Origin of the sequence: Acidovorax sp. Leaf191 (assembly GCF_001424425.1) — a bacterium.
Lineage (GTDB): Bacteria > Pseudomonadota > Gammaproteobacteria > Burkholderiales > Burkholderiaceae_C > Acidovorax.
Genome location: NZ_LMPT01000019.1, coordinates 773735 through 790111, shown reverse-complemented (window position 1 = coordinate 790111; position 16377 = coordinate 773735). Strand labels below are relative to the sequence as shown.

General features: G+C 63.1%; 15 protein-coding genes. 1 reads left to right on the top strand and 14 read right to left on the bottom strand.

Going from position 1 to position 16377, the window contains the following annotated elements; translation table 11 throughout:
• Positions 1-21 precede the first annotated feature (21 nt).
• The 7 genes from ASG27_RS17600 to cyoA form a co-directional block, all read right to left on the bottom strand.
• Positions 22-624, bottom strand: coding sequence for a response regulator transcription factor (locus tag ASG27_RS17600; protein WP_235504072.1), 603 nt, complete (start codon positions 622-624; stop codon positions 22-24).
• A 170-nt stretch (positions 625-794) separates the two neighbouring features.
• On the bottom strand, positions 795-2144 hold the full coding sequence (locus ASG27_RS17595; RefSeq protein WP_056419001.1) for an ATP-binding protein: 1350 nt from the start codon (positions 2142-2144) through the stop codon (positions 795-797).
• Positions 2145-2156: 12 nt separating this feature from the next.
• On the bottom strand, positions 2157-3041 hold the full coding sequence (locus tag ASG27_RS17590; RefSeq protein WP_442854096.1) for an SURF1 family protein: 885 nt from the start codon (positions 3039-3041) through the stop codon (positions 2157-2159).
• Complete coding sequence (gene cyoD, locus ASG27_RS17585; protein WP_056419000.1) at positions 3038-3484, bottom strand: cytochrome o ubiquinol oxidase subunit IV; 447 nt, start codon at positions 3482-3484, stop codon at positions 3038-3040. Before cyoD ends, ASG27_RS17590 begins: the two co-directional genes overlap by 4 nt.
• Complete coding sequence (cyoC, locus tag ASG27_RS17580; RefSeq protein ID WP_056418999.1) at positions 3485-4129, bottom strand: cytochrome o ubiquinol oxidase subunit III; 645 nt, start codon at positions 4127-4129, stop codon at positions 3485-3487.
• Positions 4122-6062: a cytochrome o ubiquinol oxidase subunit I gene (gene cyoB, locus ASG27_RS17575; RefSeq protein WP_056418994.1), complete on the bottom strand. Its 1941-nt coding sequence runs from the start codon at positions 6060-6062 to the stop codon at positions 4122-4124. The genes cyoC and cyoB overlap by 8 nt, the downstream gene beginning before the upstream one ends.
• Positions 6063-6155: 93 nt before the next feature.
• Positions 6156-7220 carry a ubiquinol oxidase subunit II gene (cyoA, locus tag ASG27_RS17570; protein WP_056418991.1) on the bottom strand — a complete coding sequence of 355 codons (1065 nt, stop codon included), beginning with the start codon at positions 7218-7220 and terminating at the stop codon, positions 6156-6158.
• Between the two features lie 250 nt (positions 7221-7470).
• On the opposite strand from cyoA, the gene ASG27_RS17565 reads away from it, so the two are divergent.
• Complete coding sequence (locus ASG27_RS17565) at positions 7471-8811, top strand: MFS transporter (RefSeq protein WP_056418988.1); 1341 nt, start codon at positions 7471-7473, stop codon at positions 8809-8811.
• A gap of 250 nt (positions 8812-9061) precedes the next feature.
• On the opposite strand, the gene tolA is transcribed toward ASG27_RS17565, so the two are convergent.
• The 7 genes from tolA to ASG27_RS26860 form a co-directional block, all read right to left on the bottom strand.
• On the bottom strand, positions 9062-10045 hold the full coding sequence (gene tolA, locus ASG27_RS17560; protein WP_056418985.1) for a cell envelope integrity protein TolA: 984 nt from the start codon (positions 10043-10045) through the stop codon (positions 9062-9064).
• 34 nt (positions 10046-10079) lie between these two features.
• Entirely contained in the window at positions 10080-10508 is a 429-nt protein-coding gene (locus tag ASG27_RS17555; RefSeq protein ID WP_056418982.1) for an ExbD/TolR family protein, read from the bottom strand.
• 4 nt (positions 10509-10512) lie between these two features.
• Positions 10513-11229: a protein TolQ gene (gene tolQ / locus ASG27_RS17550; protein WP_056170148.1), complete on the bottom strand. Its 717-nt coding sequence runs from the start codon at positions 11227-11229 to the stop codon at positions 10513-10515.
• Positions 11226-11687 (bottom strand): YbgC/FadM family acyl-CoA thioesterase, encoded by a 462-nt coding sequence (locus ASG27_RS17545; protein WP_235504071.1) that lies wholly within the window; start codon positions 11685-11687, stop codon positions 11226-11228. Before ASG27_RS17545 ends, tolQ begins: the two co-directional genes overlap by 4 nt.
• Positions 11688-11707: 20 nt before the next feature.
• Positions 11708-12187, bottom strand: coding sequence for a hypothetical protein (locus ASG27_RS26040; protein ID WP_082493228.1), 480 nt, complete (start codon positions 12185-12187; stop codon positions 11708-11710).
• Complete coding sequence (locus tag ASG27_RS26865; protein WP_156371533.1) at positions 12165-14198, bottom strand: hypothetical protein; 2034 nt, start codon at positions 14196-14198, stop codon at positions 12165-12167. The genes ASG27_RS26040 and ASG27_RS26865 overlap by 23 nt, the downstream gene beginning before the upstream one ends.
• Before the next feature lie 67 nt (positions 14199-14265).
• Positions 14266-15177 (bottom strand): hypothetical protein, encoded by a 912-nt coding sequence (locus ASG27_RS26860; RefSeq protein ID WP_156371532.1) that lies wholly within the window; start codon positions 15175-15177, stop codon positions 14266-14268.
• Positions 15178-16377 lie beyond the last annotated feature (1200 nt).

Here is a 16377-nt window from a genome sequence, read left to right as displayed (position 1 = left end):
GGGAAACTGTAGACGTCTTGTTCAGCTTACCTGCTGCTTCTCCAGCTTGCGCGCCAGCGTGCGGCGGTGCATCCCCAACCGCCGCGCGGTCTCCGAGATATTGAACCCCGTCTCGGCCAGCACTTCGTGAATCCGCTCCCACTCCAGCGTCTTGAGCGAACTGGAGCGGTTGGTCACATCCACCTCGGTGTCGCCCGCCTTCAAGCCGAAGGCGGCCTCGATGTCGTCGGTGTTCGAGGGTTTGGCCAGGTAGTGGCAGGCGCCCAGCTTCACGGCTTCCACGGCGGTGGCGATGCTGGCAAAGCCGGTGAGCACGACGATGAGCATGCCTGCGCTGGCGGCATGCAGCTTCTGCACGCAGGCCAGGCCTGACGCGTCTCCCTTGAGTTTCAGGTCCACCACGGCGTAGCCCGGCGTGTGCTGGGTCAGCACGGCCTCGACCTCGGGCAGGCTGGCGGCCTGCAGGACGCGGTAGCCGCGCCGCTCGAAGGAGCGGGCCAGCGTGCGCGCAAAGGCCTCGTCGTCTTCCACGATCAACAGCAGGGGCTTGTCGGCGGCCTGGGCGTTGGCGCCGGGTGGGGCGGCGGGGGCGCTGGGGGTGTTGCGGGGGCTGCTGGTGTCCATGGCGGTGGTCCGGGTGGTCCTTCCTCTCTTTTCTTTGTTTCTTTGTTTCTTTGTGGTGTCTGTCTGCGTCTCTGCGGTCTTGTCTGGGCGGGCTCTGGAGGCGTTGGCTGGTGCAGCCGCCATTGTCCTCCCGCGCCGCAGTGGCTGCTGGCCGCAGGCGTGTTTGCCGCTCAGGCGGGGCGGTGCGCCTTGGGCAGCGCGATGGCTGCCAGGGGCAGGCGGATGCTCACCTGCGCGCCGCCCACAGCCGTGCGGTTGCGGGCCGCTACGCTGCCGCCGAGCGTGCGGGCCACGTTCATCACCAGGTACAGGCCGAGGCCACTGCCCGGCCGCTGCTTGGTGGACTGGTAGGGCTCGCCCAGGTGGTCCAGCATGCCGGGTGCAAAGCCGGGGCCTGCGTCGTTGACGGTGATGCACAGCGCGGGCGCTTCCGCTGCGTCGTCGCGGGTGATGAGCAGTTCCACCCACTGGGGCGAGGCGTCCCGTGCATTGTCCAGCACATTGAAAACCATCTGCTTCAACGTGGTGTCCGACACCATGGGCGTGTCGTCGCCGAAGTCGTTGCGGTACGAGAACGCGGGGATGGAGCGCGTGGTGCGCCATTCTTCGGCCAGCGCGTCCACGAACTTGCACACGGTGGTCTGCTCCGAATGCTCGCCGCGCGCCTCGCCGGCCGACAGCAGGATGCCGCTGACGATGCCCTTGCAGCGCTGCACCTGGGTGCGCATCTCGTCGATGTCTTCGCGCAGCACCGGGTCGGCCATGAGTTCTGCGTCGTGCTGCCAGTCGCCCAGGATCACGGCCAGCGTGGACAGGGGCGTGCCCAGCTCGTGCGCGGCGCCGGAGGCCAGCAGGCCCATGCGCACGATGTGTTCTTCTTCCACGCGGCGGCGGCGCGCGGCGGCCAGGCGGGCGTCGCGCTCGCGCAGGTTCAGGTTGATGCGGGTGATGAACACCACGACCAGTGTGGCGTTGAGCACGAAGCACACCAGCAGCCCGATGACGTACAGGCTGGACAGGCCCTGGTGCAGGTCCTGCGGCAGCTCCAGCGGCAGGTGGTAGGTGGCCAGCGCGCCAAAGCACACGGCCGTGATCGCCACCATGGTCCAGATGTAGGCGCCGCGCAGCAGGATGGCGCCCAGGGCGATCTGCAGCAGGTACAAGAAGACGAACGGGTTGCTGGTACCGCCGCTCAGGTACAGCTGGGTGGTGAGCACGGCCACGTCCACCAGCAGCGCGAGGAACACCTCCACATTGCGCACCTGCACGCCCATGCGCAGCCGCAGCAGGCTGACCACGTTGAACACGGCCAGGCAGGCCACCACCAGCAGCATCGGCACCAGCGGAATGCTCAGCCGCAGGCTGTGGTGCGCCACCTCGATGGTGAAGATCTGGCCGATGACGGCCATCCAGCGCAGCTGGATGAGCTGCTGCAGGTTCTTGATGCCAGCGGCGGCATCGGCAGCGCGCGGGCTGCTGCGCAGGAGTCCACCGCTTTTCGCGATGCGTTGCAGGGGCATGGTGGGCGGAGTCTACCGGCCTGTGCCGCCCAGGCCTGCGTGGGCGGGGCCGCCGCCGTTCAGGCCTGCACGGCGCTCGTAGCGCACCACCAGCCAGGCCGCGCCCACGACCATCAGGGCCAGGCCGTACCAGGTGATGGCGTAGACCAGGTGGCTGTTCGGAAAGCGGATGGTGGTCATGCCTGCGCGGGGCCATGGGGTGCTGGCCGTTGCAGCGGCGCCTGCCACCTCGACGGCCTCGGCGGTCAGCGCTCGCGTGCCGGCGGTGGGCAGGCCGGCATCGATGAAAAAGGGTGCCGCGTGGTTCAGCTGCAGGGCCTGCGCAATGGCCGCCACATCGCGGGAGAACCAGCGTTGCTGTGCCGGGTCGTTGGTGCGCAGGAAGCCGCCCTTGGGCTCGGTCATGCGGATCAAGCCCTGCACGGTGACGCGGGAGGGCGGCGCAAAAGGGGTTGTGGTCGGCGCCGCGGGGGCAGGCGGGGCCCACTCGGCGCGCTGCTCTTGCGGTATGAAGCCGCGGTTCACCAGCACCGCGGTGCCGTCGTCCTGCTGCAGGGCGCTGACGACCCAGAAGCCGGACCCCAGGGCCGTCACGGCCTGGGTGAGCACGGTCTTGCCAGGCAGCCATTGGCCGCGGACGGTGACCGGAAGGTACTCATGGCGCGCAGCGTCGATGCCGGGCCATTCGCTTGCCGGGGGCAGGGGCACCGGTGCGGCATGGACCCGCTGGTCCACGCGCTCGATGAGATCGAGCTTCCACACCCGCCGCTGTACCTGCCACGTCCCCAGGGACACAAAGCCGACGAACAGCGCGATGCCGACCACCAGCAGCACGGCCCGGCGCAGCGCGCGGTGGGCGGCGGGGCGTGCGGTGGCGGGCGGCGCGGCGGTCGTCAAGGCGTGTTGTGCCCGGTCGCCTCGTGCTTGGGCGGCGTGGGCGTGGGGTGGTCGGGCATCATGTTGCTGTTCATGTGGAACATGACCCACAACGTGCCGCTGATCGCGATGGCGACGAACACCACGGTGAAGATGGTGGACAGCAGCGTCCAGCCGCCTTCGACCTTGCCGTTCATGTGCAGGAAGTACACCATGTGCACCAGGATCTGCACCACCGCGAAGGCGCCCAGCACCAGCACGGCGGTGTTACGGTCGGCGATCACCTTGGCCATGACCAGCCAGAAGGGGATGGCGGTGAGGATGACCGACAGCACGAAGCCGATCGCGTATTCGCGCAGGCTGCTGTGGGGGCCCACATCGCCATGGTGGTCGTCATGGCCGTGGCCATGGTCGCCGTGCGCAGGGTGTGCAGTTGCTTGTGCGTGTGTGTGTTGTGCGCTCATTTACAGCACTCCCATCAGGTACACAAAGGTAAAGACGCCGATCCAGACCACGTCCAGGAAGTGCCAGAACATCGACAGGCACATCAGGCGGCGGCGGTTTGCGTGGATCAGGCCGTGCTTGCCAATCTGCACCATCAGCACCACCAGCCAGATCAGGCCGAAGGTGACGTGCAGGCCGTGCGTGCCCACCAGCGTGAAGAAGGCCGACAGGAAGGCGCTGCGCTGGGGCGTGGCGCCCTGGTGGATCAGGTGGTGGAACTCATACAGCTCCAGGCCCAGGAAGCACAGGCCGAAGAAGCCCGTGACGGCCAGCCACAGCAGCGTGCCCTTCACATCACCCGCCTGCTTGCGCAGCATGGCAAAGCCGAAGGTGATGGACGACAGCAGCAGGAAGGCCGTGTTGATGGCCACCAGCGTCAGGTCGAACAACTGCGCGCCCGTGGGGCCCGCCGCGTAGCTGCGGCCCAGCACGCCGTAGGTGGCGAACAGGGCGGCGAAGATGAGGCAGTCGCTCATCAGATAGAGCCAGAAGCCCAGGGCCGTGCCGTTTTCGGGATGCGGCTCGTGCGCGGGATGGTACTGGCGCAGCGCGAGCGCTGCGGTCGCGGCGCCTGCTGCGCCGGGGGTGGTACGGATATCAGACATGGCTGGCGCGCAGTTGTTGGGTGCGAAGGTGTTCCGTCTCCGTCACTTCAGAGGCGGGTATGTAGAAGTCGCGCTTGTAGTTGAACGTGTGGATGATGGCCACCAGGATCACGGCCGCGAACGATGCGCCGGCCAGCAGCCACATGTGCCAGATCAACGCGAAGCCCAGCACCAGCGACAGTGCGGAGATCACCGCACCCGAGCCGGTGTTGGCCGGCATGTGGATGGGCGCGTAGCCGCTCAAAGGGCGCTGGTAGCCGTGCTTCTTCATGTCCCACCAGGCATCGATCTCATGCACCACGGGCGTGAAGGCGAAGTTGTAGTTGGGTGGGGGCGAGGACGTGGCCCACTCCAGCGTGCGGGCATCCCAGGGGTCGCCGGTCACGTCGCGCAGCTCTTCGCGCTTGAGGTAGCTGACCACGATCTGGATCAGGAAGCAGGCGATGCCGGCGGCGATCATCGCGGCGCCGAAGGCGGCCACCACGAAGTAGGGCTGCAGGGATGCGTCCTCGAAGTGGTTGGCACGGCGCGTGACGCCCATCAGGCCCAGCACGTACAGCGGGCCGAAGGCCACCCAGAAGCCCACCACCCACAGCCAGAAGGAGCGCACGCCCCAGGTGCGGTCGAGCTTGTAGCCAAACGCCTTGGGGTACCAGTAGTTGATGCCGGCGAACAGGCCGAACAGCACGCCGCCGATGATCACGTTGTGGAAGTGCGCGATCAGGAACAGGCTGTTGTGCAGCACGAAGTCGGCCGGTGGCACGGCCAGCAGCACGCCGGTCATGCCGCCGATGGCGAACGTCACCATGAAGGCCACGGTCCACATCATGGGCAGCTCGAAGCGGATGCGGCCCTTGTACATGGTGAACAGCCAGTTGAAGATCTTCGCGCCCGTCGGGATCGAGATGATCATCGTCGTGATGCCGAAGAAGGTGTTCACGCTGGCGCCCGAGCCCATCGTGAAGAAGTGGTGCAGCCACACCAGGTAAGACAGGATGGTGATCACGACCGTGGCGTACACCATGGAGGTGTAGCCGAACAGGCGCTTCTTGCAGAACGTGGCCACCACTTCGGAGAAGATGCCGAAGCAGGGCAGGATCAGGATGTAGACCTCGGGGTGGCCCCAGATCCAGATCAGGTTCACGTAGAGCATGGGGTTGCCGCCCAGGTCGTTCGTGAAGAAGTTGGTGCCCGCATAGCGGTCGAGCGACATCAGCACCAGGGCTGCCGTCAGCACGGGGAACGACGCCACGATCAGCGCGTTGGTGCACAGGGCCGTCCAGGTGAAGACGGGCATGCGCATCAGGTTCATGCCGGGGGCGCGCATCTTGATGATGGTGACGATCAAGTTGATGCCCGACAGCGTCGTGCCCACCCCCGCGATCTGCAGCGCCCAGATGTAGTAGTCCAGCCCCACCCCCGGGTTCTGCGCCCCCAGGTTGGACAGCGCCAGCCAGCCGGCGGTGGAGAACTCGCCCAGGAACAGCGACACCATGACCAGCACGGCACCGGCCGTGGTCATCCAGAAGCTGAAGTTGTTCAGGAACGGGAACGACACGTCGCGCGCGCCGATCTGCAGCGGCACCAGGTAGTTCATCAGGCCCGTGACCAGCGGCATCGCCACGAAGAAGATCATGATCACGCCGTGGGCCGTGAAGATCTGGTCGTAGTGGTGCGGTGGCAGGTAGCCCAGGTTGTCGCCGAAGGCCATGGCCTGCTGCAGGCGCATCATCACGGCGTCGGCAAAGCCGCGCAGCAGCATCACCAGGCCCAGGATCATGTACATGATGCCGATGCGCTTGTGGTCGATGCTGCAGATCCAGTCGCGCCAGAGCGGGCCCCAGAGCCGGAATTTGGTGATGCCGGCCATCACGGCCAGGCCGCCCAGCATGGTGGCGATGAAGGTCCACAGCACGATGGGCTCGTGCGCCATGGGCACGGAGTCCCAGGTGATTCGGCCCAGGGCCCAGTGCGGTTCGGTTACAACGGGTGAGGTGGACATGTTCGTCGGTCTCTTATGCGCGGATCATTGGCGGGAGAGGGTGCGGTCGTAGACCGCGGCGTGGCGCGCTTCGAGGGCGGCCACCACCTGGGCGGCGTTGCCCACGGTGCAGACGTCCTGGGGCAGGTTCAGGCCCTGGGCCTTCATGAAGGCCTCGCCACCGCGCTCGTCGATGGACATCATGTGGTGCATGCACATCTTGCCGTCCTCGACGCAGCGGTTCAGCACCTTGTCGTACAGGCCGTCTTCCACGCTGGCGAAGCGCTGCACGGGGTCGCGCTCGCTGGGCTTGACCAGGTCCAGGTAGGTCTGGCGCGTGAGCGGCTTGCCTTCGGACTTGTTCTTGGCAACCCACTGGTCGAAGTCGCCCTGGCTCAGGCCATGGAACTTGAACGTCATGCCCGAGAAGCCCGAACCGCTGTAGTGCGAGGACATGCCCTTGTACACGCCGGGCTGGTTGATCACGGCGTTCAGCTCGGTCTGCATGCCAGGCATCGCGTAGATCATGCCCGCCAGATCAGGCACGTAGAACGCGTTCATCGTGGACGTGGCGGTGAGCTTGAAGAGGATGGGGCGGTCCACCGGCGCTGCCAGTTCGTTCACCGTGGCGATGCCCAGTTCAGGGTAGAAGAACAGCCACTTCCAGTCCATGGCCACCACCTGCACCTCCAGCGGCGTCGATTGCGCATCAAGCGGCTTGGACGACGAGATGCGGTCCAGCGGACGGTAGGGGTCGAGCTTGTGCGTGCCGATCCAGGTCAGCGCGCCCAGGGCGATGATGATGATTAGCGGCACCGTCCAGATGACCAGCTCCAGCGTAGTGGAATGGTGCCAGTCGGGGTCGTAGTCGTCTTCGGTGTTGGCGGCATTGTTGTGCCGGTACTTCCAGGCGAACCACAGTGTCAGCGCAATGACCGGCACGATGATGATCAGCATCAGCAGCGTGGCCTGGATGACCATGTGGCCTTGCTGCGCGGCGATGTCACCGGCAGGGTTGAGGACGACCGCCTTGCTGCAGCCGGCCAGGCTGCCCACGGCAGCCAGCGCGGCGAGCCAGACAGGCACGCGGGTCAGAGGGATTTTGGGCATGGGATGAGCGCAATCGGGGCGTTTGTTTAAGGGTAAACGCGGATAACGGAGTGCCGTCGAATGTAATAGCTCTAGCTTTTTTGTACATTGGACATTTTGTCCAAGGTCAAAAAATTTTGCCCCAACCTGGTGCAAAAGCACATGGTTACGGCTTTGTCCTGCATCCGTCATAGTGAAACCGCACTTGTCGGCAGCCGAACTTGGGTGTAGAACAAGGCTGTCTTATTCACACAACGAAGGAGCCCTGTTCATGAGCAGCCCCGCCACTGCCACTTTCCCTGCGGCCGGCTTTGAAGAAAGCGCCGCCTCTCTCTCGCGGGCTGATACGCATGAGGATGTCACCCCCAGCGAAATCGCTGTGGGTGTGATCATCGGACGCTCGTCCGAGTATTTCGACTTCTTCGTTTTCGGGATCGCCTGCGTTCTCGTCTTCCCGTCGTTTCTGTTCCCCTTCCTGTCGCGCCTGGACGGCACCCTGATGGCGTTTGCGCTGCTGGCGGTGGCCTTCGTGGTCCGCCCGATCGGCACCGCCATCTCGATGGCCATCCAGCGTCGCTGGGGGCGTGGCACCAAGCTCACCATCGCCCTGTTCCTGTTGGGCGTGTGCACCGTCGGCATGGCCTTCTTGCCGGGTTACAAGGATGCCGGCGTGGTGGCCATCGTCGCTCTGCTGATCCTGCGCATCGGTCAGGGCTTGGCGCTGGGCGGTTCGTGGGACGGCCTGCCGTCGCTGCTGGCGATGTCGGCCCCCAAGGACCGCCGCGGCTGGTATGCCATGATCGGCCAGCTGGGCGCACCGCTCGGGTTCGTGCTGGCGGCCGGCCTGTTCACTTACCTGTACAGCAACCTCTCGGTGCAGGAATTCCTGGCCTGGGGCTGGCGCTATCCGTTCTTCGTGGCGTTTGCCATCAACGTGGTGGCGCTGTTCGCCCGCCTGCGCCTGGTGGTGGGCCAGTCTTACGCCGAGCTGCTGCAGGAGCGTGAATTGCAGCCCGTGCCCGTGAGCCGCGTGATGCGCGACGAGGGCAGCAACGTGCTGCTGGGTGCGTTTGCGGCACTGGCCAGTTTTGCGCTGTTCCACCTGGTCACCGTGTTTCCCCTGTCGTGGATCACGCTGTACTCGGACCAGCCCGTGACGCAGATCCTGGGCGTGCAGATCGTCGGCGCCTTCCTGGCCGCTGGTGCCATCATGGTGTCGGGCTGGCTGTCGGACCACCTGGGCCGCCGCAAGCTGCTGGGCGGCATGGCGGTGCTGATCGGTGTGTTCAGCTTCATGGCGCCCGTGCTGCTCAACTCGGGCGAAGTGGGCAGCACCATGTTCCTGCTGCTGGGCTTTGTGCTGCTCGGCCTGTCGTACGGCCAGGCTTCGGGCACGGTAACGGCCAACTTCTCGCCGCAGTACCGCTACACGGGCGCTGCGCTGTCGGCCGACCTGGCCTGGATCATCGGCGCCGCGTTCGCGCCCCTGGTGGCCTTGTACCTGTCGTCGCAGTTCGGGCTGCTGGCCCTGACGGTGTACCTGCTCTCGGGTGTGGCCTGTACGCTGGGGGCGCTGAACCTGAACCGCCGCATGGAGCGGCGGGACCGGTAGGCGACCTGTGGGCAGGTGGTGCGCGACCTGCGCTCTGCCCACCTGATGCACAACAAAAACCCGGTGGCTGCCTGCGCAGCCACCGGGTTTTTTGCTTGGCATGGGGCGCTATGCGTTTGCGTGGCCCGGCGGTCCATGGCGCCGCCGCAGTCGGTACGCTGGCACGGCTGGCACGGGTGGCACGCAGAGGACAAGCGGTAGTCCGATCAAGCCGCGGGCTTGATTGGACCCTTGCTCTCAGTTCCAGGCGTCAGTCCTGGGGCCGGAAACCGATCGTGAGGGACGAGGGCACCCGACCGTCCACATCGCGCGGCAGCGTCTCGGTCTTGTCCAGGGCGCGCAGCACCGCGTCGTCCCAGGCCTTGTTGCCGCTCGATTGCACCAGCCGCTTGCCCACGATGGTGCCGTCGGGCGACAGGCGCACTTCCACCTCGGCACGCGGGTTGCCCGATATGGCATCGGGGTACACGATGTTGGGCTTGACCTTGGCCGCGACCTTGCCGCCGTAGCTGCCCGACGGGCCTGCGCTGCGCTGAGCGGTGCCGGTGGCGGTTTCACCGCCGGTAGCGCCCGCCATGCCTTGTATGCGGCGCAGGTTGTCTTCGCGCAATTTGGCCAGTTGCTTGTCTTCCGCCTCGGCCTTTCGCTTGGCCGCTTCGTCCGCCTTGCGCTTGTCCTCGGCCAGCTTCTTTTGCTTGTCCTGCTCGGCCTTCTTCTGCTCGGCCAACTGCTTCTCGCGCTGTTCCTTTTCCTTCTCGCGTTCTTTTTCTTTCTGCAGGCGGTCCTTCTTCTCCTGCTCCAGGCGGTCCTTGCGTTCTTCTTCCTTGCGCTCGCGTTCGCGCTTGTCGCGCTCCTGCTGCTGTTCGCGGGCCTTCTTCTCCTGCTCCAGGCGTTTCTTCTCGCGTTCGATGGCGATGTCGGCCTCGCGCGTGTCGGGCGGCTCTACCGCCCGCGGTGGCGGAGGGGCAGGTGGTGGCGGCGGGGCTGGCGGGCGGACTTCGGGCGGTGCAGGGGGCGGCGGTGGGGGCTCCACGGCGCGGGGCGCAGCCTGCACGGGCACGTTAGCCCAGATTTCGGCTTCCACCGCCGGCTGGTCTGCGGTGTTCTTCCAGTTCACGCCCCAGGTGAGGGCGCCAATCAGCGCCGCATGCACGAGCACCGCCAGCGTGATGGCGCGCAGCCGCGCGGGCGGGCGCGGCGGGGCAAACTGGTCGCGGTCGTTGTGGGCTTGCATGGGCGTAGGTGAGAGCGTCTGGAGCGGGTTCGGTTCAACCGCCCTGCTTGACGGACAGGCCCACGCGTTGCACGCCGGCCTTCTGCAGGGCGTCCATCGCTTTCACCACGTTTTCGTACTGCACGCCCTTGTCGGCGCTGATGACCACCGCGCTGGCGCTGTCGGTGCCCTGGGCCTTTTGCCAGCGGCTGGCGGCATCGCCGATCTCGCGCTGGCTCAGGCTGCGCGTGGCCTCGGGGGTCTTGAACTGGAGCGATCCGTCCTTGTTCACGATCACCTGGGCCACCACCTTGGGCATGTTCTTGCCCTTGCCGACGCTGGGCACGTCGACCACACCGGGCGTGAGCATGGGCGCCGTCACCATGAAGATGATGAGCAGCACCAGCATCACGTCGATGAAGGGCACCATGTTGATCTCGTTGATGGTGCGGCGGCCTCGGCCGCGGGATGCCATGGCGGGCATGGTGTCAGTGCCCCGAGGCCGTGTGGCCGGTGGTGGGCGCTGGCTGGGCGCCCAGGTTGCGCTGCAGGATGTTGGAGAACTCTTCGATGAAGGTTTCCTGGTGCGTGGCCACGCGGTCGATGTCGCGGGCGAAGCGGTTGTAGGCGATCACGGCGGGGATGGCGGCGAACAGGCCGATGGCGGTGGCCACCAGGGCTTCGGCGATGCCGGGTGCCACCGTGGCCAGCGTCACCTGCTCCATGCCGGCAAAGCCGGTGAACGCATGCATGATGCCCCACACCGTGCCGAACAGGCCGACATACGGCGACACGGAACCGACCGATGCCAGGAAGGAGAGGCTCGATTCGACCACGTCCATCTCGCGCTGGAAGCTCGCGCGCATGGCGCGGCGTGCGCCGTCGAGCAGGGTGCCGGGGTCCACGATGCGGCGCTCGCGCAGCTTTTGGTATTCGCGCATGCCGCTGGCAAAGATGCGTTCCATGGGGCCGGCCTGCTTGGCGTTCTGGGCCGCGCTGGCGTACAGGTCGTTGAGGCTGGTGCCCGACCAGAACTCGCGCTCGAAGTCGTCGTTGAGCGTCTTCACGCGCTTCAAGGAAAACAGCTTGCGGAAGATGGCCGCCCAGCTGGCCACCGACACGCCCAGCAGCAGCAGCATGACGAGTTGCACCACCCAGCTGGCGTGGAGCACCAGGGAGATGATGGACATGTTTTGGGAGTTCATGGTGTGAGTTGTTCCAGAAGGGTGCTCGGTATTCTTGCAGGGCGCAGGGTGGCAGCATCCACCCATCCGATGCGGATGGTGCCTTCGGTCAGCAAGGTGGTGCTCGGGTCTGTCATCTGCTCTGGTTTCAGGAGCGCGCGCTGCACTATTGTCAACGATGCCCGGCCTGCGGCCTGTAGGCCGGCGGTAACAATGAGTTCATCGTCCAGCCGTGCGGGGCGGTGGTAGCGCAACTGCGCATCGGTTACGACAAACATGCCGCCGGTTTGTTCCCGAAGAAGCTGCTGGCCCACGCCCAGCGAGCGCAGCCACTCGGTGCGGGCGCGCTCGAAGAACTTGAGGTAGTTGGCATAGAACACGATGCCGCCTGCAACAATGGACCGGCGTGCTGCTATGGCATGGACATACCCAGAAAGGCTTGAAAACAAATGTTTTTTTGTGATTGATTGAATGTCCATAGCGTGAACGCGATTGTCGCCTACTGAGGGCCGCTGATGTCCATGGATCGTTGGTTCGCTTTGGGCTTGGCGGCGGGTTTGATACGGACAACGCTGGCGCGTGGTTGGAGGTCGTCAAGCTTTGCCTCCAAGTCCCGCACACGACGGGTGAGCGTGCTGATCAGTTCGTCTGCTTCGACCAGCCGTGAGGCTGCATAGTCGCGTTGCTGCTTCAGGCTTGCGATTGTGTCGGACTTGCCGCGTGAGACTTGACGGGCCTTGAGAAGGCGTTGTCGCTCTGATGTTGGCCGCTCCTGGCCGTGGGTGGCAAGGTAGGCCTGGATCTCTTCGACAAGACCCGGGAAGCGTGCCTTTCGCAATGCGGACGGATCGCATCCGGCCTCCTTGGCTACGTTGTTTTGGCTTACCAAGGTTCCGGCTGGCAAGACCTTGGGCACGCCAGCCTTCAGGCGCTCGAAGGCCTCGCGGAAGTTAGTTTCAGCAGTTTTTGGCTTGGACATGGGCATAGTATTTCTCTATGGAATGCTTCTCGGACTGGAGCGCGCGGAAGCGTGGTGAGTCCCGATGAACGACTGCGAGTTGAGCATCGACGGCCTTCTCGTACCAAGTGATGTCGCCAGCCCTAGACACGTCCAGCAGCAGGTCGGGGCAGCCTTTGCCATCTTCGCCACCTAGGCAGTGCGTGATTGAATCAATGCCGCCATAGGGGCAGGGCCGTGCATTGAAGCAAAACCCTGTGCGGATGCTGCGGGCGCTGACTTCGCCGCGCTTGATGGACTTGATGAGGGCTGTGGCGTCCTTCGCGCTTATCAAATTCACGATGGCTGCCTTGCGTGCTTCACCCAAGGGACTGACAAAATGAGGAGCTGAAACGGCGCTCAAAGCGCGAGCTTGCTCTTGGTACATTGTCTTTAGATAGAGCGTTCGCGTTTCTTCATTGAGTGCCAGGCGCGAGTGATTGCGGCCGTAGTAAAGAGTCATGGCTCGGCTGTGATGTTTGAGCTGCAGCTGTAGCGATGAGTCATCCACCAGGCCTGAGTTCTGCATGTTGACCGCACCCGTGCGGCGAAGCTGATGCCAGGCGAAGGGCCAAACGGCCCCAATTTTGAAAATCTCCTGATCCAAGGTTGGTGTGATCAGCCGTGCAATCCGTAAATCCTCTGCCGTGATGGTGAGCTGCGCACTGTCCAGCAGTAGAGGAAAAGATGAAAGCACATTCTTGTAACTCCATTCCGCTGGCCTCGTTCCATAGGGCTTGTGCTTGCTGTTGCTCCAGGGCTCGTACTGGTAAGAAACAAGATAGGGATTGTTCTCGTCTTTTTCAGTGATGCCAAGGCTGCCTCGCTCCCTGGCGCAGAACATGCGCAAGGCGGCTATGTGCTTCATAGCGTCGATGGCCAATTGCGCACTTTTGGACACTGGCCAGCGCGCATGGGCGTCAGGGTCGGTCTTGGTCGTCTCTCCCACCAACATAGGGATGTCGCCAAACTTCTGGTCGTGCTCGATCAGGAGGCAATCGGAACGCAAGCTGAACCCCTCGCTTACACGCATGAGCGAGAAATTTAGAAGGTAGGCTAGGCCCACCTTGGAGACAAGATCCAGATACTGAGAGAGCTTGCGAATCTGCTTCTCACCTGCGTCACCCGAAAAAGGCCCTGTCCATCGCTCCAGCAGTTCAGTGATTCCAAAACGATCGGCCGTCAGTTTGAACGGGCCGTGATAGGTGACGGAACGGGTGGTCTTCTTGTTTCGAAAAGGGGTTTCATATTCACCGTCACGCAACGTGAGGGCGGCGTTAAGCGAACCCGCGTTGCGGGCGTAAGCGCTCACGCAGAACCGAAAGCAGTCCTCAACACGCTCTTGATACTGAGCGTAGTCCAAGAGGCACTCGCGCAGGCGCTTGAGTTGATAGACCCAGATGCGCGGGGGAATGTAGGATGTTTGTTCCTTCTCGTGATCGGGCCGCAGTTTGGCCAGCCGCGCCAGGCCGTCTTGGTTCAGCAGACAAAAACCCAAATAATCTCTGGCATTCAGAAGGTCATGCAGAATCGAAACGGCTTTGTAGAAGCTCGACGGCGGGAGCTGAGCTGCCACTTGGTCGATCACCGCATCAAAGCGCATCAGGTCGCTAGCCAAGATGCGCTCCCGAGAGCAAACAGCAAACAGAGGTTTTATGGTTGTCAGTTTGTCGTCGAGCGATGCAGCTGTTCGGCAACCCCGGGTTCCGTACATGAACCAGGCTACACACTGGCGCAATATATTGGCATTGGCGGGGTCAATTTGGGTGCTGCCCTTCCTCGTCTTGCCGTCCCCGAAATTCAGCTTGAGCGGCTTCCCTGCCCACACATCCAGTGGCCAGATGGAATCGCTATAACGGCACACCGGATTGCCTTCGGCATCGAGGATGGGAGCCCAGTCAGGCGGCGGGGGCCAGCTTGGCGGCCGGAAGTTTTCGACTTGCGGATGCACGTATGGGCTGTCAATCTGCAAGCCCAGCAGGTCAAATTTCATGGTGTAGCAACTCCCTGAATTCTGTTTGTCGATGCTGTCGTTTAATGTTTCGTAGAACCGGTCTTGGTTAAAGGCTCTCAATGAGCCCAGCCCAAGCTGGGTGGTAGCGCCCCTCTTCCAGCCAAAGCTGGGCTTCCTTCACCCACTGAGCGCGCACCGAACTACTTGCTTGGATGAAGTCCAACTTCGCCGTAATTCGCTCGATGGCCAGGTCAGCTGGTTGTGTGACCGCCTTCTTTGCTGCAGCCTGGCCCCAAGCCCGTAACTCAAAAGACTTTAGAAGCCTGAAGCTTGCCAAAGACCACACATGGTCAAAGCTGTCGATATCTCGCTGGTGGGCGCAATATAGGCAGCCAGTAGGCGTAATGCAGTCCGGCCGGGTGGCTGAGAGCGGTGCGTCTGCCACCGGGTCAGGGGCTTTGCCTGCGCAAGAGCCGGGGCCGGGCGGCGCCAAGGCGGGGTCATGCTTAGCCCAAAACACAAGCGTTTGCACCATGGCTCGCTGCAGGCTGGGCTTCTCATACACGCCCAAGAGCGTCTGCTTTGCATGCTGTTTCTCATTTGCGGTTAGGTCAGGGTCGCCCGTTCGACGCAGCATCCAGTTCACACCTGTGTTGCGCAGCGCTTGCGGACCGACAAATGGAACCCCAGCACGTATGCACGCTGCGCGAAGCAATTTGTCTTCGGGGTGTTGATCAAAGCGACGCTCCGTTGGCTTGCCACCTTTGCCTAGCAAAGGGAATAGCAGCCCATCAGTGTCGTTGGGAAAGATGGCTTTGCGCCAGTGAAGGTAGCGCTCAAAAACCGCTCGGTATCCGCTGTAGATTTCAAAGACAACCGGGCCCCAACGACGGTGCTTGTAGGTGCGGATCTCATAGCCTTGATTGGAGGGCTTGAATCGCCACTGGTCCATGCGCAGTTGATGTGCTTGGGCAAGGTTAACCCCTGGCTGTCCCATCAAAATGAACATCTCGGCCATGATGCGCAGGTTGATGAGTGGGTAGCGCGTGCGGTAGGACCTCTCGGATTCCCAATCAGCGCGTTTCTGAGCCGCTAGCTTTGTAGCTTGTCGCGCTCTTGCAGGCCACTTGGGGTTCGGTGGCTGCAAGGGCTCTGATCGCTTGAGTCCTGACCATTCTTTGAGCGTCTTCCCGTTCCGCAAGGGAATGTGCAGTGGAAGCGACCCCCAAATAGCATCAACTGAGAGGCCATCGGCCAGATCTAGCAGGAAGTGGCCAAACGCGAAAGTCACCTCCAAATTCTGCTTGTCAGCATTGGGGCTGACGGCTCTGGGGCTAGTCTTGGGCTTTCTGAGTCGGGTGGATTTAATGAGGGGGCTGTCTCGTTCCAAAACCCGATCAAGCACCCAGCCAACTCGTGCGCCGTAACTATGGGCGGTTGCTTCCCTGAGATCACGCCCTACCCGGACCCTGTGCAAGAGTGCGTCGCACCAACGCCGGTAGATCTGCTCTACTGTGGCGAGGCTCAACGCCATTTCTTAAGCGTGTCCAGGCAGCTCCGGACCGTTTCCCTCCGTCCACCGCCCTCCAGGTAGTTCATTAGGGATTCACGAATCAGCCGCACAAGTTGGATGCGCTCAATCAAAGGCCGACCGAGCTTGAAGGTAGCTATCATCGCGGCCACTTCTCTAGTTGGCACCTTCGCCCCGCCTCGGTAGAGCCAGTGCCGCAAGTTCCAAGGTGTCTCCTTGGGCCCAAAGCTCACCCCAGGAAAAGTGAGATCGAGAAGATGTATGTCAAGCATCAGTAGGGATCGCAGCCATTTTTAACTCCTGGTCCGGCCCAACAATCAGTGCGACTGTTGTTTATAGATGGCAGCAGATATTCCCGAACTAGAAAAGGTCACATATGTGTCAGTTTCAGCCTCTTTATGGAGGGAGTTCAGTCCGAGGGCGATTGAAATTGATCATGTGTGCCGACCCAGCACTGACCATTGGATGTCTGTCCCAAACGCAATGCTGCTGACAGTTGTAAGCCGGTATTTAGTAGTTCGAACGTAATGGGTAAATTTGGGCGGATCTGATCAACTCGAACCGGCTCCAACCCAAGTGTTTCAATTGGGGATGGAGCCAGTCTTATGCCGTCAGTCGCGGGCTACCTTGTGGTAGAGATCGCAATAGCACAGGATGGACTTGATAGTATTTATCCACCTCTTAAGC